The following is a 22,089-nucleotide window of genomic DNA, read 5'->3' as shown; positions in this document are numbered from 1 at the left end:
GCCCTCCCCTCGCCCACGCCGACCGGCCCGCAGCCCTCCAGCGGCACCGACAGCGACGACAGCGGGCTGAGCCTGGGGTGGCTGATCGGCATCGGTCTCGTCGCCGGGGCGGGCATCGGTTTCCTGCTGAGCATGCGCCGGAAGAAGCAGCAGCCGTGAGGCGTACGCCGGTCCCGGCGCTACCGCGGAACCCCGCCGCCGCGCGGCTCCGGCCCCTCGTCGCAGCCGCGCGGCTCCGGAATCCGGCCGTCGCCCGGTTGCGGAATCCCCTCGTCGCACTGCTGGCCGCCCTGGTCGCCGCCTCGGCCGTCCTGCTCGGCGCGGGCAGCGCCGAGGCCGCCGGCTACCGCTACTGGTCCTTCTGGGAGGGCAACGGCAAGAACTGGGAGTACGCCACCCAGGGGCCCTCGCTGCTGCGCCCGGACGACGGTGCGGTCCAGGGCTTCCGGTTCGCCGTGAGCGAGGACTCGGGCGATGCCGCACAGCCGCGCCGCGCCCCCGACTTCGGGGCGATCTGCGCGGGCACACCGGCGAAGGACGGGCAGAAGCGGGTGGCGCTGGTGATCGACCCCGGTACGGCGGCGGACGCCCCTGACGGGGAGAAGCCGCCCGCCCCGCGCACGGCGTGCGCGCGGGTCGCACCGGACGCCAGCTCCGCGGAGGCGCTCGCGGCGGTGGCGAAACCGCTGCGGTACGACAGCAGCGCCATGCTCTGCGCGATCTCGGGCTACCCGAAGTCGGGCTGCGGCGAGCAGGTGTCCGGCGAGGACGGCAGCGCGAAGCCGACACCCTCCGCCACCGCCTCGGGCACGGCTGCGGACGAGGCCGACGGAGACGGCGGCGGCGGTCCGTCCGTCGGGCTCCTCGTCGGTATCGGCGCCGTTCTGCTGCTGGGCGTCGCCGCCGTGGTCCAGGCCCGCCGCCGCCGGTGACCGCCTCCCCCGCCCCGGCGTCGGCCCGGCTGCTGCGCCGTGCCCTGCACGCCCCCGAGGCGGACCGCGGCAACGCGCTGCCCGCCGGGGCGTGGTGGCTGTGGGCGCTGGGTCTGGCCACCGCCGCGTCCCGGACGACGAACCCCCTGCTGCTCGGGCTGCTGGTCGGGGTGGCGGGGTACGTGGTGGCGGCGCGGCGGACGGATGCGCCGTGGGCCCGTTCGTACGGCGCGTTCGTCAAGCTCGGGCTGTTCGTCGTGGCGCTGCGGCTGCTGTTCTCCGTCTTCCTCGGTTCGTCGATCCCCGGCACCCACACGGTGTTCGTCCTCCCCGAACTGCCGCTGCCCGACTGGGCGCGGGGTGTGCGGATCGGCGGCCGGGTCACCGCCGAGCAGTTGGTCTTCTCGCTGTACGAGGGGATGAAGCTGGCCGCGCTGCTGATCTGCGTGGGCGCGGCGAACGCGCTGGCCAACCCGGCGCGGCTGCTGAAGTCGCTGCCGGGTGCGCTGTACGAGGCGGGGGTCGCCGTCGTGGTCGCGATGACGTTCGCGCCGAACATGGTGGCCGATGTGGTCCGGCTGCGCACCGCGCGCCGGCTGCGGGGCCGGCCGACCGGAGGCGTGCGGGCCGTGGCGCAGATCGGGCTGCCGGTGCTGGAGGGGGCGCTGGAGCGGTCGGTGGCGGTGGCCGCGTCGATGGACGCGCGCGGGTACGGGCGTACGGCGCGGGTCCCGGCCGCCGTCCGGCACACCACGAACGTCCTCACCCTGGGCGGGCTGCTCGGGGTGTGCGCCGGCACGTACGGGCTGCTGGCCGCGCAGGGGGCGGTGTACGGGCTGCCGTTGCTGCTGGCCGGTCTGGTCACGGCCATGGCCGGGCTGCGGCTCGGCGGGCGGCGCTCGGTGCGCACCCGGTACCGGCCGGACCGGTGGGGCGTCCGGGCCTGGCTGGTTGCGTGCTCGGGTGCGGTGGTCGCGGCGGCGATGATCTGGGCGGGTGCGGTGGATCCGGACGCGATGCGCCCCGGTGTCGTACCGCTGACCGCTCCGGTGCTGCCGCTGTGGCCCGCCGCGGCGGTGCTGGTCGGGCTGCTGCCGGCGCTGGTCGCCCCCGTGCCGCCGTCGTCCCGGGCCACGACAGGACCGGCGCATCGCGACAAGGAGCAGGCGTGATCAGGTTCGAGCGGGTCTCCGTGCGCTACGAGGGCACGGAGCACCCCACGCTGTCCGACGTCGATCTCACGGTCCCCGAGGGCGAACTCGTCCTGCTCGTCGGCCCCTCCGGTGTCGGCAAGTCGACTTTGCTGGGTACGGTCTCCGGGCTCGTCCCGCACTTCACGGGCGGGCTGCTCTCGGGCCGGGTCACGGTGGGCGGCCGCGACACCCGTACGCACAAGCCCCGTGAACTGGCCGATCTGGTCGGCACGGTGGGCCAGGACCCGCTCGCGCACTTCGTCACGGACACCGTCGAGGACGAGCTCGCGTACGGCATGGAGTCGCTGGGTCTTGCCCCCGACGTGATGCGCCGCCGGGTCGAGGAGACGCTCGATCTGCTGGGCCTGGCCGAGCTGCGCGACCGGCCGATCGCGACCCTGTCGGGTGGCCAGCAGCAGCGGGTGGCGATCGGTTCGGTGCTCACCCCGCACCCGAGGGTGCTGGTGCTGGACGAGCCGACCTCCGCGCTGGACCCGGCGGCGGCCGAGGAGGTCCTCGCGGTGCTCCAGCGGCTGGTGCACGACCTGGGCACGACCGTGCTGATGGCCGAGCACCGGCTGGAGCGGGTGGTGCAGTACGCGGACCAGGTCGTCCTGCTGCCCGCCCCGGGCGCCGCCCCCGTGATGGGGCCGCCCGCCGAGATCATGAAGGTGTCGCCGGTACGGCCGCCGGTGGCCGAGCTGGGGCTGCTCGCGGGCTGGGACCCGCTGCCCCTGTCGGTACGGGACGCCCGGCGCGGGGCGGGCGGACTGCGGGAGCGGCTTGCGGAGGCGTCGCCGCCCGTTCCCCCGGAGGTGTCGGGGATGCCGGGGGCACCCGTTCCGGTCGTCGCCGAGCGGTCACGGCCCGGCCGGTTCGCCCGGCTCCTGGGGCGCGGGGCCGACGTCCCGGCCGCCCCGGGGGCCGATCCGGTCACCCGGGTCGACGGGCTCGGGGTGCGGCGCGGCCGGGTCGAGGCGCTGCGGCGGGTGACGCTCACCGTGGCCCCGGGCGAGACGGTGGCCCTGATGGGCCGCAACGGGGCCGGCAAGTCCACGCTGCTCGGCGCGCTCGTCGGCATGATCGAGCCCACCTCGGGCACCGTGCGCGTCGGCGGCCTGGCCCCGGCCCGGACGGACCCGCGGGCGATGGTGCGCCGGGTCGGCCTCGTACCGCAGGAGCCGCGCGATCTGCTGTACGCGGACACGGTGGCCGCCGAGTGCGCCGCCGCCGACCGGGACGCGGGCGCGACGGAGGGTTCCTGCCGGGCGCTGGTGTCGGAGCTGCTGCCGGGCGTCGCGGACGACACCCACCCCCGGGACCTCTCCGAGGGCCAACGGCTCGCCCTGGCCCTGGCGCTGGTGCTGACGGGCCGCCCGCCGCTGTTGCTGCTGGACGAACCGACGCGTGGTCTGGACTACGCGGCGAAGGCCCGGCTCGTCGGCGTGCTGCGCGGCCTGGCGGCCGGGGGGCACGCGATCGTCCTGGCGACACATGACGTGGAACTGGCGGCGGAGCTGGCGCACCGGGTGGTGATCCTCGCCGACGGGGAGGTCGTCGCGGACGGCCCGACCGGGCGGGTGGTGGTCTCCTCGCCCGCGTTCGCCCCGCAGACGGCGAAGATCCTGGCCCCGCAGGAGTGGCTGACCGTGTCCCAGGTGCGCGGCGCGCTGGAGGCGGGCGTATGAGCGGGAAGGAGGCCGGCGTCCGGGACCGGGCGGCCCGGCCCGTGCGGCTCGGACCGAAGTCGGTCGCCGTCCTGCTGCTGACCGGGGCCGTCGGCGTGGTCGCCTTCGGGTGGCCGCTGCTGGCGGACGCCGGGTCCGGGCTCGCGCACGCGAAGGACGCGCCCTGGCTGTTCGCGGCGCTGCTGCCGCTGCTCGTCGCGGTGGTGGTGGCGACGATCTCCGAGTCGGGCATGGACGCGAAGGCCGTCGCGATGCTCGGGGTGCTGGCGGCGGTCGGGGCGGCGCTGCGTCCGCTCGGCGCCGGGACGGCGGGCCTGGAGCCGATGTTCTTCCTGATGGTGCTGAGCGGGCGGGTGCTGGGGCCCGGCTTCGGCTTCGTGCTCGGCTCGGTGACCATGTTCGCCTCGGCGCTGCTGACCGGCGGGGTCGGACCCTGGATGCCGTTCCAGATGCTGTCGATGGGCTGGTTCACCATGGGGGCGGGGCTGCTGCCGGGAGCGGACCGGCTGCGCGGGCGGGCGGAGTTGGCGATGCTGGCGGTGTATGGCTGCGTGGCGGCGTTCGCGTACGGCACGGTGATGAATCTCCAGGGCTGGACGCTCATCGCCGGTCTTGGATCGGGGATCTCGTTCGTCGCGGGCGACCCGTTGCACGAGAACCTGGTGCGTTTCCTCGCCTACTGCGCCGCGACCTCGCTGGGCTGGGACCTGGGGCGGGCGGTGCTGACGGTGGTCCTGACCCTCACGCTCGGCCCGACGCTGCTGAAGGCGCTGCGCCGGGCCACCCGTCGCGCCGCCTTCGACGCGCGCGCCGTGTTCGGGGAGCCGGAGGAGCCCGGGAGGCAGCCCGAGGGGACGGCCCCGGGCCCACCGTGAAGTGCCGTTACGGGGTCACAGCCGCTGAATGATCGTGCCCGTCGCCAGGGCCCCTCCCGCGCACATCGTGATGAGCGCGAACTCCTTGTCCCGGCGTTCCAGCTCGTGCAGGGCCGTGGTGATCAGCCGGGCGCCCGTCGCTCCGACCGGGTGGCCCAGCGCGATCGCGCCACCGTTGACGTTGACCTTCTCCAGGCCGTCGAGGTCCGCCTCGAACTCCTGCGCCCAGCTCAGCACCACCGACGCGAACGCCTCGTTGATCTCGACGAGGTCGATGTCCCGCAGCGTCATGCCCGCCTTGCCGAGCACCGCCCGGGTCGCGTCGATCGGGCCGTCCAGGTGGAAGTGCGGGTCGGAGCCGACGAGGGCCTGAGCCACGATCCGGGCCCGGGGCTTCAGCTTCAGGGCCCGGGCCATGCGCTTGGAGGACCACATGATCGCGCAGGCCCCGTCCGATATCTGCGAGGAGTTCCCGGCGGTGTGGATCGCGCTCGGCATGACGGCCTTGAGCCCCGCGAGCGCCTCCATCGAGGTGTCGCGCAGCCCCTCGTCCCGGTCGACGAGCCGCCACATGCCCTGCCCGGCCGCCTGCTCCTCCTCGGTGGTCGGGACCTGGACGGCGTACGTCTCACGTTTGAAGCGCTCCTCCGCCCAGGCGGCGGCCGCCCGCTGCTGGGAGAGCAGCCCGAGCGCGTCGACGCGCTCGCGGGTCAGACCGCGCTTGCGGGCGATGCGCTCGGCCGCCTCGAACTGGTTGGGCAGGTCGACGTTCCACTCGTCGGGCCAGGGCTTTCCCGGACCGTGCTTGGAGCCGCTGCCCAGCGGCACCCGGGACATCGCCTCGACGCCGCAGCTGATGCCCACGTCGATGACCCCGGCTGCCACCATGTTGGCGACCATGTGGGAGGCCTGCTGCGAGGAGCCGCACTGGCAGTCGACGGTGGTGGCGGCGGTCTCGTACGGCAGCCCCACGGTCAGCCAGGCGTTGCGGGCCGGGTTCATGGACTGCTCACCGGCGTGGGTGACGGTGCCGCCGACGATCTGTTCGACGCAGTCGGCCTGGATGCCGGTGCGCCCGAGAAGTTCACGGTAGGTCTCGCCCAGCAGATAGGCGGGGTGCAGATTGGCGAGTGCGCCTCCGCGCCTGCCGATGGGAGTGCGTACGGCTTCGACGATGACGGGTTCCGCGGCCATGAGCTCGTCCTCTCCTCGCGCTTCCGCAGGGGCGTCCCGGCGCCCGCGGAAGGAACTAGTACGCGTTCTAGTTCTCCTGGCAGTCTCGTGACGGCGGCCCGGCTGCGCAAGGGGCGTGCACGCACCACGCGTGCGCCCCTACGGCGAGGCGGCGGGTCCGCACCGGGCGCGGAGGCAACAGATCCGGCCACGGCCCTTGCCACTTGTAGAACTCGTTACTACCTTGCGGGCAACTTCTGATGGAGCGTCAGACAGTCGCGGCCGAAGGACGGTTCGCCGACTGTTCCGGAGTGGAGAGGTGCCCATGCGCTGCCCCCATCTGCCCGACGGGTTCGACTTCACCGATCCCGACCTCCTCCAAGCCCGTGTGCCACACCCGGAGTTCACCCTGATGCGGGAGACCGCGCCGGTCTGGTGGTGCACCCAGCCCCGCAACACCTCCGGGTTCGGCGACGAGGGCTACTGGGCCGTCACCCGTCACGCGGACGTCAAGTACGTCTCCACGCACCCCGAGTTGTTCTCCTCGAACACCAACACCGCCGTCATCCGCTTCAACGAGACGATCAGCCGCGACCAGATCGACGTGCAGAAGCTGATCATGCTGAACATGGACCCGCCGGAGCACACCCGGGTCCGCCAGATCGTCCAGCGCGGCTTCACCCCGCGCGCGGTGCGCTCCCTGGAGACCGCCCTGCGCTCCAGGGCCCGCTCCATCGTCGAGACCGCCCTGGCGTCCGCCGACGCCGACGCCGGCGGCTCCTTCGACTTCGTGACCAACATCGCGGTGGAGCTCCCGCTCCAGGCCATCGCCGAGCTCATCGGCGTACCGCAGGAGGACCGTTCGAAGATCTTCGACTGGTCCAACAAGATGGCCGCGTACGACGATCCGGAGTACGCGATCACCGAGGAGGTCGGCGCCGAGGCGGCGATGGAGATCGTGGCGTACTCGATGAACCTGGCGGCGGCCCGCAAGGAGTGCCCGGCCCAGGACATCGTGAGCCAGCTGGTCGCGGCGGAGGGCGAAGGGAACCTGTCCTCCGACGAGTTCGGGTTCTTCGTGATCCTGCTCGCGGTGGCCGGGAACGAGACGACCCGTAACGCGATCAGTCACGGCATGCACGCCTTCCTCACCCACCCCGAACAGTGGGAGCTCTACAAGCGGGAGCGCCCGAAGACCACGGCCGAGGAGATCGTGCGCTGGGCGACCCCGGTCGTCTCCTTCCAGCGGACCGCCACCCAGGACCTGGAGCTGGGCGGTCAGCGGATCAGGAAGGGCGAGCGGGTGGGGCTGTTCTACTCCTCGGCCAACAACGACCCCGAGGTGTTCGATGCCCCGGAGGCCTTCGACATCACCCGCGACCCCAACCCGCACCTCGGGTTCGGGGGCGGCGGCCCGCACTTCTGCCTGGGCAAGTCGCTGGCCGTGATGGAGATCGACCTGATCTTCAACGCCATCGCCGACGTGCTGCCGGACCTGCGGCTCCTGGAGGACCCGCGGCGGCTGCGTTCGGCCTGGCTCAACGGGATCAAGCAGCTCCAGGTGACGACGGTCGCGGCCACCTGACACCGGCCGCGCGGTGCCGTCCGGGTGGCGGGCGGCACCGGGCGGGAGGACCGCGGGAGGACGCGGCGATCCATGCGGAAGGGGTGCCGGGACGGTTTTCGGCCGTCCCGGCACCCCTTCTGCCTGCTGCTACTTGCCGCCGACCCTCTCGGCGGGTTCATGGTCCGGTACGAGGGCGGGATCGGCCGGTTCCGCGACCTCGGCCGGTTCCGTGACCTCGGCGGCTTCGGAGGCCTCGGCCGCTGGCGGCTCCGCCGGTTCCGTCGCCGTCCCGGTCACCTGGTCCTGCCCGGTCACGAGCTTCCGCGGCCCCGACAGCAGATACGTCAGCCCGAAGCCCATCGCCACGACGAGTGCGCCGCCGGCCGCGTCGAGCACCCAGTGGTTGGCGGTGGCCACGATCGCGGCGATCGTGAAGAGCGGGTGGAGCAGGCCGAGCGCCTTCATCCAGAGCCTCGGGGCCAGCATCACGATGACCACACCGCACCACAGCGACCAGCCGAAGTGCAGTGACGGCATCGCCGCGTACTGGTTGGTGACGGTGGTCAGCGTCCCGTAGTCGGGCTTCGCGAAGTCCTGCACCCCGTGGACGGTGTCGATGAAGCCGAGGCCGGGCATGAGCCGGGGCGGGGCCAGGGGGTAGAGCCAGAAGCCGACGAGCGCGAGCAGGGTGGCGAAGCCGATGGACGAGCGGACCCAGCGGTAGTCGGCGGGGCGGCGCGCGTACAGCACACCGAGGATCGTCAGCGGGACGATGAAGTGGAACGTGGAGTAGTAGTAGTCGAAGAACTCACGCAGCCAGGTGATCCCCACGACCGTGTGGTTGACCCAGTGCTCGATGTCGATGTGCAGCCACTGCTCGATGGCGTGGATCTGCCGGCCGTGCTCCTCGGCGAGCGGGCGGCCCGCCCTGGCGGCGAGACGGACCTGGGCGTAGGCGTCGTAGACGACCCGGATGAGCAGGAGTTCCAGCAGCAGGTTGGGGCGGGTGAGGACCCGGCGCCAGAACGGCAGGAGCGGCACGCGTCTCCAGCGCGCCGCGACCGGTTTCGCGTAGTCGGTGGGGACCGGGTGCTGCCAGTACGGCGAGGTGCGGGGCACGAACGGGGCGAGGCAGGCCGCGCCGAGCGCCACGAGGAGCAGCGCGTTGTCGCGGACCGGGAAGAGCGCCTCGATGTTCGGCAGCAGCATCGTGGCCGGCAGGGTGACGACCAGCAGCACCACGGACGGCCAGACCAGCCGGTCGGAGGCCCGCTTGCCGACCTTGCCGACGACCGCGAGGAGCACCCAGAGCAGCTGGTGCTGCCAGGCGGTCGGCGAGACGGCGACCACGACGCAGCCGGTCACGGCCACCGCGAGGAGCAGCTGCCCGTCCTGCGCGTACCGCACCGCGCGCCGCAGTCCGACGACCACGACGGCGGCGGCGAGCACCAGGAACAGGGCGATCTCCACGGGGCCTTCGAGGCCGAGCCTGAGCAGCGCCCCGTGCAGGGACTGGTTGGCGAGGCTGTCCGGCCGCTCCCCCAGTCCGGCGCCCGCGAGATGGTGCACCCAGTACGTCCACGAGTCCTTCGGCGCCGCCGCCCAGGCGGCGGCCGTGGCGAGGGCGAAGGTCACGCCCGCGCTCAGCGACGCCTGCCGTCTGCCGGTCAGCCAGAGCAGGGCGGCGAAGAGCAGCAGCACGGGCTGGAAGGCGGCGGCGAGACCGACGAGGACGCCCGCCGCCCGGTGCTCCCGGACGACGAAGCAGGCCAGGAGCACCAGGAGGACGGGCAGGATGCTGGTCTGGCCCAGGTGCAGGGTGTTGCGGACCGGCAGCGACAGCATGAGCAGGCTGATCGCGACGGGGGCCGCGAACAGGGCCGTCCGGCGGCCCACCGGCGAGGGCAGGGCCCGGGCCGCGACGATGCCGAGGGCGACGACGAGCAGCAGGGACCCGAACGTCCACGCGACGCCCAGGGCCTCCTGGGCCGAAGCGGTGAGAGGTTTCAGGACCAGCCCGGCGAAGGGCGTGCCGGTGAACCGGCCGCTGTCGTACAGCGAGCCCGTCACGTGCAGGACACCGTTCTCCCCGGTCCAGGTCTCCAGATCGAGGAGCCGTTCCCCCGGTGGCTGCCGGAGCACCACCGCCACCTGCCGTACCGCCAGCACGGCCACGACCAGCCAGAGCAGGGCCCGGATCAGCCCGGTCCTCCCTCCCGTGTCCGTCGCCGTGTCACCGCGCACACTGTGATCCGCATTCACCACGCTGCGCCGACCCTCCCACCGTTCCATGCATCGCCCCTTCTCGTGGGGCCATGCCGGATGAAGCCTCGCATTGCCCTACGAGGTAGACACAATCAACCCCCTCTTTGCCTGACTGTCATCCTGCTGCGGTCCGGAAGAAGTCGTCCGTGGGGATGACGGGGCCTCCAAGACGTCTCAGGCGTTCGGGTCGGCAGGGGCCTCCGCCTGCCAGGCGGTGAACAGCGGGGTGTCCTCGGTCCCGGCCAGCACGACGACGCCGAAGGGGCGGTCGAAGGCGATGTGGTGCACCCGCTGCGGACCGGGGGCCGAGCCCGCCCGCATCGCGACCACCGTCACGGCCGCGGCCTCCACGCCCTCCTCGGCGATCTTCAGCACGGCTTCCTGGACCACGTCGGAGATGGCGAGGGGTTCGGGTGAGAGCCCGGAGAAGTCCGCGGCGTCCGTCAGGGCCAGCCGGATGCCGAGGGAGGCCAGTTGCCCGGTGACGGGCACCCGTGTCCGCAGGGTGAGCCGGGGCAGCCCGATGGTCACCCGGTCGGTGTCCAGCGGGGCTCCCGCGCCCCGGGGCGCCCAGCCCACGGGCAGTACCCGGCCTGCCCCGGCCCCCGGCTCCCCCAGGACGAGGCGGACCCGGGCCCCGGGCAGGCCGCCGGGTTCCCTCTCGCAACGCAGCTCGACGACGTACGCCCCGCCGGCCGTCCAGGCGTCGGCCGACGGCACGTCCTTGACCATGGTCGGCACCGGACCGGCCGTCCCCGCCGCGTCGGTGAACAGCAGGTCCCGGGTCCGCCGGGCCTCGAACGGATCCTCCCAGCGGGCCTTCAGCGCCAGGACGTTGACCAGCGCGAGCAGGGTCTCGTCGGTGATCTCCAGCGGCAGCCGCTCGATCAGCCCTCCGGTGGCCTCGCGGACCCAGGCGTCGACGGCCGCCGGGTCCATCGGGTCGAAGCGGACGTCCGGCAACGCCTCCTGGAACGCGGGGCGGACGGGCACCCGGCTCCAGACCCGGGTGGCCACGCCCAGCGCCCCGGTCCGGGCCAGCGCGCGGGCCAGCGCCGTGACGACCGGCGCGGCCTCCCGGTCCGCGGTGCCGAGGAGCGCCCGCAGTTCGGCCGCGGTCGCGCCGCGCGCACCGGCGGCCACGGCGGCCAGGGCGAGCCAGAGCCCGGCGGGCGAGCACACGAAGCCGGTGCCCGTCCCCGTACCGCCCGGGTCCCCTCCCGCTGCCATGCCGTCCCGTATCCAGCGCTCGGCGAGGCGCTGGACGGCTCCGGTGGTGGTCGCGGCGTCGGTCGCGGTCGCGGACACATCAGTCACTACTGCCCCCTGCACATAAAATGCTTCGTCTCTCGGCCGTGCGGCAGCAAGAATGCCCCACATGACCTGGACCGTGGCCACCGAACGATTCGACTCCCCCGACGCGAGCGCCCTGCGCCGTGACTACTACGACGAGGTCGCGAGCCGTTACTGGCAGCGGCCCGCCACCGCCGAGGAGATCGACGACGGGCTCGACGGCGACGGCGCCGACCTGCTCGTACCGCCGACCGGGCAGTTCGTCGTCGGCCGGTACGGGAGCAAGGCGGCGAGCTGCGCCGGGCTGGTGCTGACGGAGGCCGCCGGTCCGGGCACGGCGGAGCTGACGCGGGTGTACGTGCGCCCTGCGTTCCGGGGCACGGGCGGCGGCGGACTGCTGCTGGCCGCGGTGGAGAAGGCGGCGAGGGCGTACGGCGTACGGCTGCTGCGGCTGGACACCCGCAACGATCTGGTCGAGGCGCGCGGGCTGTACACCAAGCACGGGTACCGGGAGGTGCCGGCGTTCCACCGGCGCCAGTACGCGGAGCACTGGTTCGCCAAGGAGCTGTGACGGCAGCGCCCGGCCCGGGCGAGCCAGGTGCTCAGGCGGGCGGGTGGTGGCGGCCGTGACCGTCAGGGTCGTCGGGTCGCCGGTCGCCGCCCTCATGGTCGTCGAAGCGCCGTTCGTGGCCCTCGCGCTCGTCGAAGCGCCGTTCCTGGGCCTCGCGCTCGTCCTGGTTCAGGTGGGCCTCGTGGTCGCGGGGCGTCCGCGGGGCATGGGGGCGCTCCCTGGTCGAGCCGCTGACCTCGGCGGTCAGTTCGCTGACGAGTCCGACCAGGTCGGTGGGGCGCTCGGGGCCCCACCAGTCGCCGAGGAGTTCGGCGAGGGAGTCCTCGCGGGCCTGCGAGAGCCGGACGACGGCCTCGGCCCCGGTGTCGGTGAGGATCATCTGCAGGCCCTCCCGGCGGGCCAGCCCGCGTTCCTCGACCTGCCGGGCCGCATCGGTGATCACGTGCAGGGGCACGGGTGCCGTCTCGGCGAGCCGGGCGGGTTCGACGGTGCCGTGCCGCTTGATCCGCAGGAGCAGCCAGCTGGCCGCGGGCAGCAGGTCGTACCCCGCCCGCGCGGTGATCTTCTCGTAGATCTCACGGCGGCCCTCCCGGGTCGCGAGTACCGAAAGGGCGCGGGCGCACTCGTCGTACGAGGAGCGCTCGACGGGGTTGGAGGCGAGCGTCTGGCTGGTGTCGGGGGCGGTCACCGAGCCCCGGAGCTTGTCCTCACGGAGGAACCAGGCGAGGACGAAGGCCAGGAGGACCACCGGGACGGCGTACAGGAAGACGTCCGTGATGGAGGTGGAGTACGCGCCGAGGACGGAGGGCCGCAGGCCGGCCGGGAGCTGCCCGATGGCCCGGGGGTCGGCGGCCAGCCGCCCCGCGTCGACACCCGGCGGCAGCGACTGCCCGGCGAGGGCGTCCGTGAGCTGCCCGGTCAGCCGGTTGGCGAAGACGGTCCCGAAGATGGCCACGCCGAACGCGGAGCCGATGGACCGGAAGAACGTCACGCCGGAGGTGGCGACACCGAGGTCCTGGTAGGAGACGGAGTTCTGGGCGACCAGGACGAGGACCTGCATCACCAGGCCGAGACCGGCGCCGAAGACGAAGAAGAAGGCGCTCATCAGCCAGGTGGAGCTGTTCTCGTCGAGCTGGTGGAGCAGCAGCAGCCCGACAGCGGTGATGGCCGTGCCCAGGACCGGGAAGACCTTCCAGCGGCCGGTGCGGCTGACGATCTGGCCGGAGCCGGTCGAGGTGATCAGCAGGCCGAACACCATCGGCAGCATGTGCACGCCGGACATCGTCGGGGTGATGTCGTGGACCACCTGGAGGAAGGTCGGCAGGTAGGTCATCGCGCCGAACATGGCGAAGCCGATGACGAAGCTGATCACGGCGACGAGGGCGAAGGTCCTGATCCGGAAGAGCTTCAGCGGCAGTACGGGTTCGACCGCGCGCCGCTCGACGGCGATGAAGGCCACGAGCAGCACGACGGCGAGCACCGCGAGCCCGATGATCTGCGGGGAGCTCCAGGCCCAGGTCGTACCGCCGAGGGAGGCGACGAGCACCAGGGCCGTGGCGACGGCCGCGATGAGGAAGGTGCCGAGGTAGTCGATGGTGTGCTTCTCGCGGCGGACCGGGATGTGCAGGACGGCCGCGATGACGACCAGCGCGACGACGCCGATCGGCAGGTTGATGTAGAAGACCCAGCGCCAGCTGAGGTGTTCGGTGAAGAAACCGCCGAGGAGAGGTCCGAGGACACTCGTCACGCCGAAGACCGCGCCGAAGAGCCCCTGGTACTTGCCGCGTTCGCGCGGCGTGACGAGGTCGCCGACGATCGCCATCGACAGCACCATCAGCCCGCCGCCGCCGAGCCCCTGGAGGGCCCGGAAGCCGATCAGCTGGGGCATGTTCTGGGCGACCCCGCAGAGCGCGGAGCCGATCAGGAAGATCACGATCGCGGTCTGGAAGAGCTTCTTGCGGCCGTACTGGTCGCCGAGCTTGCCCCACAGCGGGGTCGCCGCGGTGGCCGCCAGCAGGTAGGCGGTCACCACCCAGGACAGGTGGTCGAGGCCGCCGAGCTCACTGACGATCGTCGGGAGCGCCGTGGAGACGATGGTCTGATCGAGTGCCGCGAGCAGCATGCCGAGGAGCAGCGCTCCGATCGCCACCAGCACGCTCCGGTGGGACTGCCCCTCACCGGGCGCCGGGGGTGACGGGCTCAGCTGCTGGGCCATGGGCGTCTCCTCGATCCGCTGCATCCACTGATCCGTTGAATCCACGGATCCGCTGCATCATTGATCCGCTGAGTTCGCTGATCCGCCGAATCCACTGATCAACTGATCCACTGATCCACTACACCCCCATCCTGGACGTTTCGCCCCGTTATGGCCTGCCGGGGGCGGGCCGAGCCCCAGCGGGCCGTTGGGCTTCCCCGGAGCGGGCTGCATAATCGCAGGCAGCTCAAGGGGAGGGGACCCACCATGACCGGACACGCATGCCCGGAGTGCGGGAGACGGACGGCCGGGGAGCCCGGCACGGAGCACCGGGTGCCGTGCCGGTGCGGCGCCGGCGCGCCGTCGGCCCGGCTTACGGAGGACGAACAGCGCGCCGCCCGTACGGCGGAGATCGCCGCGGCCGAGGACTTCGACCCGCTGCGCATCCGGCCGTACGTGACACTGACGGACCACTCCGGGGCCGGCGGAGGCGGGGCCGGGGGGCCTCGTTCCGGGTCCGGTACGTGGGAGGGCGCGCGGCACACAGGGACGCGGGACGACGCGGCTTCCCGTACGCGGGAGGGCGCGGCCACCGGGACCGGCCCGCCGGCCCCCGGCTCCGCGATCGATCCGGGGGCGGCGGCGAGCACCATGCCGCTGTTCCTGGGCGGCGACGGCCCGAACGGCGGCATGGGCGCGGGAACGGGCTCCGCGCCGGACGGCAGTGGCACCGTGCCGGACGGAAGCCGGAGGCGCACCGCGGGCGCGGCCCCCGTCTTCGCCCCCGATCCCGTGCGACCGCGCCGCAGGCGCCCCCTCGGGGCTCTCGCCGTGGGGGCGGCCGTGGCCGCGGTGGTCGGCACGGCCGCCTTCGCCGGCGGGCTGTTCGGTGGCGACGACAGCGGGGACGAGGCCCTGCCGGAGGCCACCACGAGCGTCCCGGACACCGAGGACGAACCGGCCGCTTCGGTGGCCCCGTCCCCCTCCGCGCCGGCCGCGCCACCCCGTACGCAGTCCCCCTCGGCCACTCCGTCCGCATCGCCGTCCGCGTCCGCCTCACCGACGAAGAGCCGGGAGCCCGAGCCGACCGCCACGGCGTCCGCTGCGCCGACGGTGAGCGCGTCGTCCACACCGGACGGCGGCACTCCGCCGGCCGCGCCGCCCGCCGATCCGCCCCCGGCGCTGGCCGGCTCCTCGCTGCGCCCGGGCGACCGGGGCCCGGAGGTGGCCGAGCTGCAGGTCCGGCTCCGGACCGTCGGGGAATGGCTCTACTCGGGGCCGGTCGACGGGAGCTCCTACAGCGACCAGGTGGCGTACTCCGTGGCGATCTACCAGTCGTACAAGGCCATCCAGGGCGATCCGACGGGCGTGTACGGGCCGAACACCCGGCGCGCGCTGGAGGAGGAGACGAACGGGGGCGGGCGCCACCGAGCCCACTGAGCCCGACCGCCGAGCAGGGGGATTGGCGTTCCGGCCCCGGTTTTTGTATCGTGATGGAACAAAGTAGCTCCCGCCCGCACTCCCTGACCGGCGGGCGGGGGTTGCTCTGTTCACCTCACGCGGTACGGCACACCTCGTACCGCACCCCCTTCGCAGCCCGTGTACGTCATGCCCCGCGGCACGCGCACCCGGGCTGTTCGCACACCTCCCCGCGTTCTGGAGCAGCCGATGCCTCCCACCGTCCTCACCGCACAAGCCCTCCTGCTGGACATGGACGGCACCCTCGTGAACTCCGACGCGGTGGTGGAGCGCTGCTGGCGGCGCTGGGCGATCGAGCACGGGCTGGACCCCGAGGACGCGCTCAAGGTGGTCCACGGCCGTCAGGGGTACGCCACGATGGCCGTCCTGCTCCCGGACCGCCCGGTGGAGGAGAACTACGCGGACAACCGGGTGATGCTGGCCGAGGAGACCGCCGACGTCGAGGGCGTCGTGCCGATCGGCGGGGCGCCCGCGTTCATGGCCGCGATCGCCGAGCTGCCGCACGCGCTGGTGACCTCCGCCGACACCGCGCTCGCGACGGCCCGGATGGGGGCCGCCGCGCTGCCGATGCCCGCCGTCCGCGTCACCGCCGAGCAGGTCGGCGCCAGCAAGCCGGACCCCGAGGGCTTCCTCAAGGGCGCGGCGGAGCTGGGCTTCGACGCGGCGGACTGCATCGTGTTCGAGGACTCCGAGGCGGGCATCGCGGCAGGCCGGGCGGCGGGCATGCGCGTCGTGGGCGTCGGCCCGCGCGCCGCGGCCCTCGCGCCGGACGCCCATGTCGAGGATCTGACCCGGGTGCGCGTGGAGGCGGCCGAGGACGGCTCGATCCGCCTGCACATCGACGAGGGCTGAGCACACCCCGGGCCGGCCCCTCTCTCCGGAGCGGGACCGACTCACTCCCGGTGCGACAGCCCGGGCCGCCCCCCCCCTCTCTCCGGAGCGGGGGCTCACTCCCGGTGCAACAGCCCGCGCGCGACCAGTTCCAGGACCGCCGCGACGGCGACCACCTGGACCGCCATCAGCGCCACCAGGACGAACAGCTGCACGGCGCCCGCCTCCACGGGTGAGGCGCCGCCCAGCAGCATGCCCACGAACGCCCCGGGCAAGGTGACGAGCCCGACCGTCCGGGTCTGGTCGAGCCCGGGCAGCAACGCGTCCGACGCCGCGGGCCGCACGATCTCCAGCCTGGCGTCCCGGTCGAGCAGCCCGAGGGCCATGCCCGCCTCCACCTCCCCGCGCCGGCCGGCGAGTTCGTCCAGGGCGCGCCGCCCGCCGAGCACCGTCGCGGTGAGCGCCCCGCCGATGAGGATGCCCGCCACCGGGATGAGCGCCAGGCCCCGGACCGGCACGAGCCCCGTCAGCAGCAGCACCCCCACCACGGGCAGCACGCCCGCCCCGATCGGCACGGCCGCCCAGCGCCAGGTGCGGTTGCCGGTGATCCGGCGCCCCGCGGTCCACACGGCCACGGCGAACATCAGCGCCACGAACCCGAGAAGCGGCGCCAGGGAGCGGACCACCCAGCCGATGAGCAGGGACACGGCGGCGAGTTGGACGGCCGCCCGCACCCCGGCGACGAGGATCTCGCGCGACCGGCCCAGCGAGGCCCACGCGGCGACGGCGGCGGCGAGGACCAGCAGGACGGCGAGCACGACACCGAGGGTGAGGGAGACCGGGAGCAGCACGCGGCAACGATAGGGCCGCCTCCAGGGCCCCTCCCGGGGGCGCGCCCAGGAACGCGAGCGCCCCCGGGCCTCCGGCGGAGGCCCAACGCCACCCGGACAAACCGTGCGTGACGCCTCCGCGCGCTCCCGCGATCCGTCACTCCCCTTGCACACCCCTTGATGTGACGTGCACATGTCGCCACTCTGTTACCTGACGCCCACCCCACAGAAACCTGGCGTCGCCACGATGGCCGGGCCTACGCACGCCCGCCCAAGCACCCCCCACATCAAGGGAGTTCGCATGTCCGGTGTCTACGCGCGTCGCCTTTCCGTCGTCGCCGCAACCGCCGCGCTCGCCGCCACGTCCACCCTGTTCACCGCCCCGAGCGCGCAGGCCGCCATGCCCACCCCGGTCAGCGCGGCGACCGCACGCACCTACCTCGGCCAGCTCACCGTCGGCGCGGAGGGCTCGTCCAGCGGTTACAGCCGCGACAAGTTCCCGCACTGGATCACCCAGTCGGGAGCCTGCAACACCCGCGAGGTGGTCCTCAAGCGCGACGGCACGAACGTCCAGCAGGACTCCTCCTGCGCCGCGGTCAGCGGCAGTTGGTACTCGCCCTACGACGGCGCCACCTGGAGCGCCGCGTCCGACGTGGACATCGACCACATGGTCCCGCTCGCCGAGGCCTGGCGCTCCGGCGCGAGCGGCTGGACCACCGCCCAGCGCCAGTCGTTCGCCAACGACCTGACGCGCCCCCAGCTCATCGCGGTCACCGACAACGTGAACCAGTCCAAGGGCGACAAGGACCCGGCCGAGTGGATGCCGCCGAGCTCCTCGTACACGTGCACCTACGTCCGTGCCTGGGTCCACGTGAAGAAGCAGTACGACCTGACCGTGGACTCCGCCGAGAAGAGCGCCCTGCAGTCCGCCCTGAACGGCTGCTGACCACCGCGCGCAACCGCTGACTCCCCGACCCGCCGCACAGCCCCCGCCCACCGGAACCCGTGCACCCTCCTCCCGCGTTCTGTACGTTACGGACCCCATCCGTGACGGCGTCGCGAGGAGATATCACATGACCGGGCTCCGCCTGGGACCACTGCTGCGGTACGTCGACTGGGAGTCGGGGACCACCGCGACCGTCTGGGTCGAGGCGAGCCGTCCGTGCACCGTGGAGGTCCGGTGCGCGGACGGCGCCTCGGGGGCGGCGCCCACCTTCTCGGTGGCCGGTCACCACTACGCCCTGATCGTCGTGGAGGGGCTGACCCCCGGTTCCACCACGGCCTACGAGGTGCTGATCGGAGCCCGGCGCGTCTGGCCGCCCGACGACTCCCGCCTCCCGCCGAGCACCATCACCACGCCGTCCGCGGCGGCTCCGGACGTCGCCGGGGCGGAGCCGGACGGGGTGCGGGTCTCGTTCGGGTCGTGCCGGTGGGCGGCCGCTCCCGGCGGCGGGCACGACCCCGTGGGGCCGGACGCCCTGGTGACCCTGGCCGCTCGCCTCGCCGCGGATCCGGCGGCCGAACGGCCCGACGTCCTGCTGCTCCTCGGCGACCAGGTGTACGCGGACGAGACCTCCGGGGCGACCCGGCGCAGACTCGCCGCCCGCCGGGACCTGGACGAGCCGCCGGGCACGGAGATCGCGGACTACGAGGAGTACACCTACCTCTACGACGAATCCTGGCGCGATCCGGAGGTCCGCTGGCTGCTCTCCACGGTCCCCAGTTGCATGATCTTCGACGATCACGACGTCATCGACGACTGGAACACCAGCGCCGCCTGGCAGCGGGACATGCGCGCCACCCCCTGGTGGCACGAACGGATCGTCAGCGGGCTGATGTCGTACTGGGTCCACCAGCACCTGGGCAATCTCTCCCCCGCCGAACTGGCCGCCGACCCCGTGTACGCGGCGGTCAGGGCATCGCCCGACGGCACCGAGACGCTGCGCCGCTTCGCCGCCGAGACCGACGCGGATCCCGCGCGTACCCGGTGGAGCTACCGGCGTGTTTTCGGCCGAGTACGGCTGGTGATGGTCGACACCCGCGCGGCCCGCGTCCTGGCCGAGGAGCAGCGGGCGATGCTCGACACCGAGGAGGCCGACTGGCTGCGGGACGCGGTCCTGGACGACCCCTCTTCATACGATCATCTCCTCATCGGCAGCTCCCTGCCGTGGCTGCTGCCCCCGCTCGTCCATGACGCGGAGCGCTGGAACGCGGCCCTGTGCGCGGGCGTACGCGGGCAACGCTGGGCACGCTTCGGCGAGAAGCTGCGCCGCGCGTCCGACCTGGAACATTGGGCCGCGTTCCCGGAATCCTTCGACCGGTTCACGGAGCTGCTGCGGGAAGCGGGGAGCGGCCCGGACGCCCCGGCGACGGTCTGCGTCCTCTCGGGCGATGTGCACCACGCCTACATCGCCGAGCCACGGTGGCCGCAGTCCGGTCCCGGACCAGGATCCGCCCCGGGGACCGATTCCGGTCCCCGCTCCGGGGGCGCCCCGATCGCCCGTGTCCTTCAGCTGACCTGCTCACCCGTGCACAACTCGATCCCCCGGTCGATCCGAACGGGTTTCCGTTTCGGCTGGAGCCGGGCAGGTCGGCGGATCGGCCGACTGCTGTCCCGCCACGGCCGCACGGGTGCGTCGCCGGTGATCTGGGACAAGGCGGGCGGCCCCTGGTTCGGCAACCAACTCATGACGCTCACCTTGCATGGCCGGAAGTCTGCGCTGACATTGGTCCAGGCCAAGGCGGGCAAGCAGGGAGACCAGCTCGAAGCGGTTCTTGAGCGTTCACTCACCCCTGAGTAGGAGGCGATTTTCAGCCACTCGACAGAATGTTGAAGTTGCAAGCATTGATGAGGTCTCCCTAACCTGTGGCGCTCAATCGGTTCACGTCCCCACCACGACCGAAGGAGCCCACCCCCCATGCTCATCCGCTTGAACCAGGCCCAGCCCTACGTCCTCAGCCTCTTCCGCTTCGTCGTCGGCCTGCTCTTCGCCTTCCACGGCGCCGCAACGCTCTTCGGTGTCCTCGGCGGCAACCAGGCGGAGACCGGCGCCTGGCCCGGCTGGTACGCCGCTCTGATCCAACTCGTCTGCGGGTCCCTGGTCGCCCTGGGCCTGGGCACCCGCGCTGCCGCCTTCCTCGCCTCGGGGTCGATGGCCTACGCGTACTTCAAGGTGCACCAGCCCGAGGCGTTCCTGCCGCTCCAGAACGGGGGCGAGGGCGCGGCGATGTTCTGCTGGGCGTTCCTGCTGCTGGTCTTCACCGGCCCGGGAACCGTCGCTCTGGACCGCTTCTTCGGTTCGCGGAACACGGCGGCCGGCGCCGAGGACACGCCCCGGCGCGACAAGACCCCGGCCGTCTCGGTCTGAATCGGCATTTCGGGCCGACCCGGCCGTCTCGGTCCGACCCTGTTGTCTGGGGGCCGACCCTGCCGTCTCGGCGTTGCCCCGCAGCCTCCTCGCACGGAGCGACGGGGACGTACGGCGGTGCCCCGACCCTCCGGTGACACGGAGGAGCGGGACACCGCCGTACGCCGTCGTCCGCCCGAGGGTGCGGAGCCCCGTCGCTATCGCCCGTGGGGCCCGAACGGCACCGTGAAGCAAGCCGCCCGCTCCCCCGCACCGCCCTGCCGGTCATGAATGATCACCGACCGCGCCCCGTCCTCGCGGAAGCCCCAGCCGTGCAGGGCCTCCGCGCGCCCGTCGCCCTCCTCGTCCGTCCGGAAGTCCAGCCACACCTCGTTGACCGGGTCCGCCGTCGCCGCCGGGCGGTGCTGGTAGTGGGGCCCGGCGGCGGCGGGATCGGCGCCGCAGGGCGAGGTGTGCACGTGCATCCCGTACGCACGGCCGGGCACGAGCCCCCGCAGCCGCGCCCCGACCCGGGTGCCGGACGGATCCGCGAACTGTGTGACCTCGATCCGCGCGCCCGCCGGTACCAACCGGGTGTCGTACGTCAATGCGTCGGACGGCACGAAGGATCCGGGCGGGGAGAACACCCCCGCGGCCCGCATCCACGAACTGCCGCCCACGGCGACGACGTCATCCGTGCGGCTCGGATCTCCGCCGGCACCCGGCTCCCGCGCCGAGACCTCCGCCGCGGGAGCCCCCTGCGCGCCGTGGCCGCCGTGGCCGCCGGAGGCGTCCGCCGCGCCGCCCCAAAAACGGGTGCGCCGGACCGCGTCCCGTCCGTACCATCCATGCCGTCATGCGCTGCTCCTCGCTCGTGCCGGTCGTTCTCCCCGCCTAACGGGCACAAGGCCTCCAGGTGTACGTGACCTGCACAACATCACCCGCCTTGGGCCGCGTCCGGATGACCCTCACGCGTACGCTGTACAGCTGAACCTGCCGCCCATGCCGCTCCCCTGCGACGTCGCGGCGTTGACACGAACGGGGAGTAGTAGACGGTGCCAGAGAGTGTGGCCGCGCTGACCAGCAGCCCATGGATCTACGCGGTGGTCGCCCTCTCCGTTCTCCTGGACGTCTTCCTGCCCCTGCTGCCCAGCGGCGTTCTCGTCATCACGGCCGCCACGGCGGCGGCAGCGGGCACCACGACCGTCAGCGGCGCCGGCGGGCAGGTTCCCTCGCTCCTCGTACTGATCCTGTGCGCGGCCACCGCCTCGGTGCTCGGCGACCTCGTCGCGTACCGGCTCGCCTGGCGCGGGGGCGACCGGCTGGACCGGGCCATCGCGCGCTCCCGGCGACTCACCTCCGCGCAGGAACGTCTCGGTGCGGCACTGAGCCGGGGCGGCGGCGCGCTGGTGATCATCGCCCGGTTCGCACCCGCGGGCCGCTCCGTGGTCTCCCTCTGCGCCGGCGCCGCCCACCGCAGGAAGCGGGACTTCCTTCCCTGGTCCGCACTGGCGGGTCTGGCATGGGCGGGTTACAGCGTGGGCCTCGGCTACTTCGGCGGCCGGTGGCTGGGCTCCACGTGGTTCGGCACGGCCGTCTCCGTACTGGCCCTGTTCGTGGCGGGCGCGCTGGCCACGTTCCTGGTGAAACGCCCGGCGGCACGGACGGCGGCCGAAGCCGGGACTGATGAGGCAGCGACGACGGCTGCGGAGACGAAGCCGGCGCCGACGGCCATGGAGGCACGGGCATCCGGAGCCGGATCCACCCCCGGGTCCGCATCCGCATCCGGATCCGTTGCGCCGAGGACGTCCCCGCTCATCTCCGTGCCGTCGCCCACCCCCCCCCCCCCCC

Annotated in this window: 17 protein-coding genes and 1 pseudogene; 12 read left to right on the top strand and 6 right to left on the bottom strand. The window is 73.2% G+C overall.

The window, feature by feature from the left end:
* The first annotated feature begins 257 nt into the window (after nucleotides 1-257).
* From HET64_RS20775 to HET64_RS20760, 4 genes are read left to right on the top strand one after another with little or no spacing between them, the layout of a single operon-like run.
* Complete coding sequence (locus HET64_RS20775; protein WP_215107757.1) at nucleotides 258-932, top strand: SCO2322 family protein; 675 nt, start codon at nucleotides 258-260, stop codon at nucleotides 930-932.
* Nucleotides 929-2,104, top strand: a complete 1,176-nt coding sequence (locus HET64_RS20770; RefSeq protein WP_215107754.1) for an energy-coupling factor transporter transmembrane component T — start codon at nucleotides 929-931, stop codon at nucleotides 2,102-2,104. The genes HET64_RS20775 and HET64_RS20770 overlap by 4 nt, the downstream gene beginning before the upstream one ends.
* A complete protein-coding gene (locus HET64_RS20765) occupies nucleotides 2,101-3,813 on the top strand; it encodes an ABC transporter ATP-binding protein (RefSeq protein ID WP_215107752.1) in 1,713 nt (570 codons plus the stop codon). Before HET64_RS20770 ends, HET64_RS20765 begins: the two co-directional genes overlap by 4 nt.
* On the top strand, nucleotides 3,810-4,688 hold the full coding sequence (locus tag HET64_RS20760) for an ECF transporter S component (protein WP_215107750.1): 879 nt from the start codon (nucleotides 3,810-3,812) through the stop codon (nucleotides 4,686-4,688). The genes HET64_RS20765 and HET64_RS20760 overlap by 4 nt, the downstream gene beginning before the upstream one ends.
* A gap of 15 nt (nucleotides 4,689-4,703) precedes the next feature.
* Here the strand turns inward: HET64_RS20760 and HET64_RS20755 are convergent, their stop codons facing one another.
* On the bottom strand, nucleotides 4,704-5,882 hold the full coding sequence (locus tag HET64_RS20755; protein ID WP_007459261.1) for a steroid 3-ketoacyl-CoA thiolase: 1,179 nt from the start codon (nucleotides 5,880-5,882) through the stop codon (nucleotides 4,704-4,706).
* A gap of 304 nt (nucleotides 5,883-6,186) precedes the next feature.
* On the opposite strand from HET64_RS20755, the gene HET64_RS20750 reads away from it, so the two are divergent.
* The gene (locus HET64_RS20750) at nucleotides 6,187-7,446 is read left to right on the top strand and encodes a cytochrome P450 (protein ID WP_215107748.1); all 1,260 of its coding nucleotides are present in this window, start codon (nucleotides 6,187-6,189) and stop codon (nucleotides 7,444-7,446) included.
* Between the two features lie 129 nt (nucleotides 7,447-7,575).
* On the opposite strand, the gene HET64_RS20745 is transcribed toward HET64_RS20750, so the two are convergent.
* Both HET64_RS20745 and HET64_RS20740 read right to left on the bottom strand, forming a co-directional pair.
* Nucleotides 7,576-9,720, bottom strand: a complete 2,145-nt coding sequence (locus HET64_RS20745) for a bifunctional glycosyltransferase 87/phosphatase PAP2 family protein (RefSeq protein WP_215107746.1) — start codon at nucleotides 9,718-9,720, stop codon at nucleotides 7,576-7,578.
* Between the two features lie 147 nt (nucleotides 9,721-9,867).
* Nucleotides 9,868-11,010, bottom strand: a complete 1,143-nt coding sequence (locus tag HET64_RS20740) for a serpin family protein (protein ID WP_215107745.1) — start codon at nucleotides 11,008-11,010, stop codon at nucleotides 9,868-9,870.
* Nucleotides 11,011-11,071: 61 nt separating this feature from the next.
* On the opposite strand from HET64_RS20740, the gene HET64_RS20735 reads away from it, so the two are divergent.
* A complete protein-coding gene (locus HET64_RS20735) occupies nucleotides 11,072-11,557 on the top strand; it encodes a GNAT family N-acetyltransferase (RefSeq protein WP_215107744.1) in 486 nt (161 codons plus the stop codon).
* A 31-nt stretch (nucleotides 11,558-11,588) separates the two neighbouring features.
* Here the strand turns inward: HET64_RS20735 and HET64_RS20730 are convergent, their stop codons facing one another.
* Nucleotides 11,589-13,772 (bottom strand): MFS transporter, encoded by a 2,184-nt coding sequence (locus tag HET64_RS20730; RefSeq protein ID WP_215107756.1) that lies wholly within the window; start codon nucleotides 13,770-13,772, stop codon nucleotides 11,589-11,591.
* Between the two features lie 246 nt (nucleotides 13,773-14,018).
* Between HET64_RS20730 and HET64_RS20725 the strand changes: the two genes are divergently transcribed.
* The gene (locus HET64_RS20725; protein WP_251145619.1) at nucleotides 14,019-15,191 is read left to right on the top strand and encodes a peptidoglycan-binding domain-containing protein; all 1,173 of its coding nucleotides are present in this window, start codon (nucleotides 14,019-14,021) and stop codon (nucleotides 15,189-15,191) included.
* A 228-nt stretch (nucleotides 15,192-15,419) separates the two neighbouring features.
* Nucleotides 15,420-16,082 carry an HAD-IA family hydrolase gene (locus HET64_RS20720; protein ID WP_215107742.1) on the top strand — a complete coding sequence of 221 codons (663 nt, stop codon included), beginning with the start codon at nucleotides 15,420-15,422 and terminating at the stop codon, nucleotides 16,080-16,082.
* A 95-nt stretch (nucleotides 16,083-16,177) separates the two neighbouring features.
* Here the strand turns inward: HET64_RS20720 and HET64_RS20715 are convergent, their stop codons facing one another.
* Complete coding sequence (locus HET64_RS20715) at nucleotides 16,178-16,912, bottom strand: ABC transporter permease (protein WP_215107740.1); 735 nt, start codon at nucleotides 16,910-16,912, stop codon at nucleotides 16,178-16,180.
* Nucleotides 16,913-17,192: 280 nt separating this feature from the next.
* Here HET64_RS20715 and HET64_RS20710 point away from each other — a divergent pair, with 280 nt between their 5' ends.
* The 3 genes from HET64_RS20710 to HET64_RS20700 all read left to right on the top strand — a co-directional run bounded on the left by HET64_RS20710 (nucleotide 17,193) and on the right by HET64_RS20700 (nucleotide 20,259).
* On the top strand, nucleotides 17,193-17,837 hold the full coding sequence (locus HET64_RS20710) for an HNH endonuclease family protein (protein ID WP_215107738.1): 645 nt from the start codon (nucleotides 17,193-17,195) through the stop codon (nucleotides 17,835-17,837).
* Between the two features lie 127 nt (nucleotides 17,838-17,964).
* Nucleotides 17,965-19,692, top strand: a complete 1,728-nt coding sequence (locus HET64_RS20705) for an alkaline phosphatase D family protein (RefSeq protein WP_215107736.1) — start codon at nucleotides 17,965-17,967, stop codon at nucleotides 19,690-19,692.
* Between the two features lie 117 nt (nucleotides 19,693-19,809).
* Nucleotides 19,810-20,259, top strand: coding sequence for a DoxX family protein (locus tag HET64_RS20700; protein ID WP_215107734.1), 450 nt, complete (start codon nucleotides 19,810-19,812; stop codon nucleotides 20,257-20,259).
* Nucleotides 20,260-20,456: 197 nt separating this feature from the next.
* Here the strand turns inward: HET64_RS20700 and HET64_RS20695 are convergent.
* Nucleotides 20,457-21,041: pseudogene (locus tag HET64_RS20695) on the bottom strand (superoxide dismutase family protein); the annotation flags it as partial.
* 252 nt (nucleotides 21,042-21,293) lie between these two features.
* Here HET64_RS20695 and HET64_RS20690 point away from each other — a divergent pair.
* A partial coding sequence (locus tag HET64_RS20690) for a VTT domain-containing protein (protein WP_308370248.1) occupies nucleotides 21,294-22,089 on the top strand: 796 nt, incomplete at its 3' end.

The sequence above is a fragment of the Streptomyces sp. McG3 genome, from assembly GCF_018619185.1.
Taxonomy (GTDB): domain Bacteria; phylum Actinomycetota; class Actinomycetes; order Streptomycetales; family Streptomycetaceae; genus Streptomyces.
This window is presented reverse-complemented; position numbering and strand designations above follow the sequence as displayed.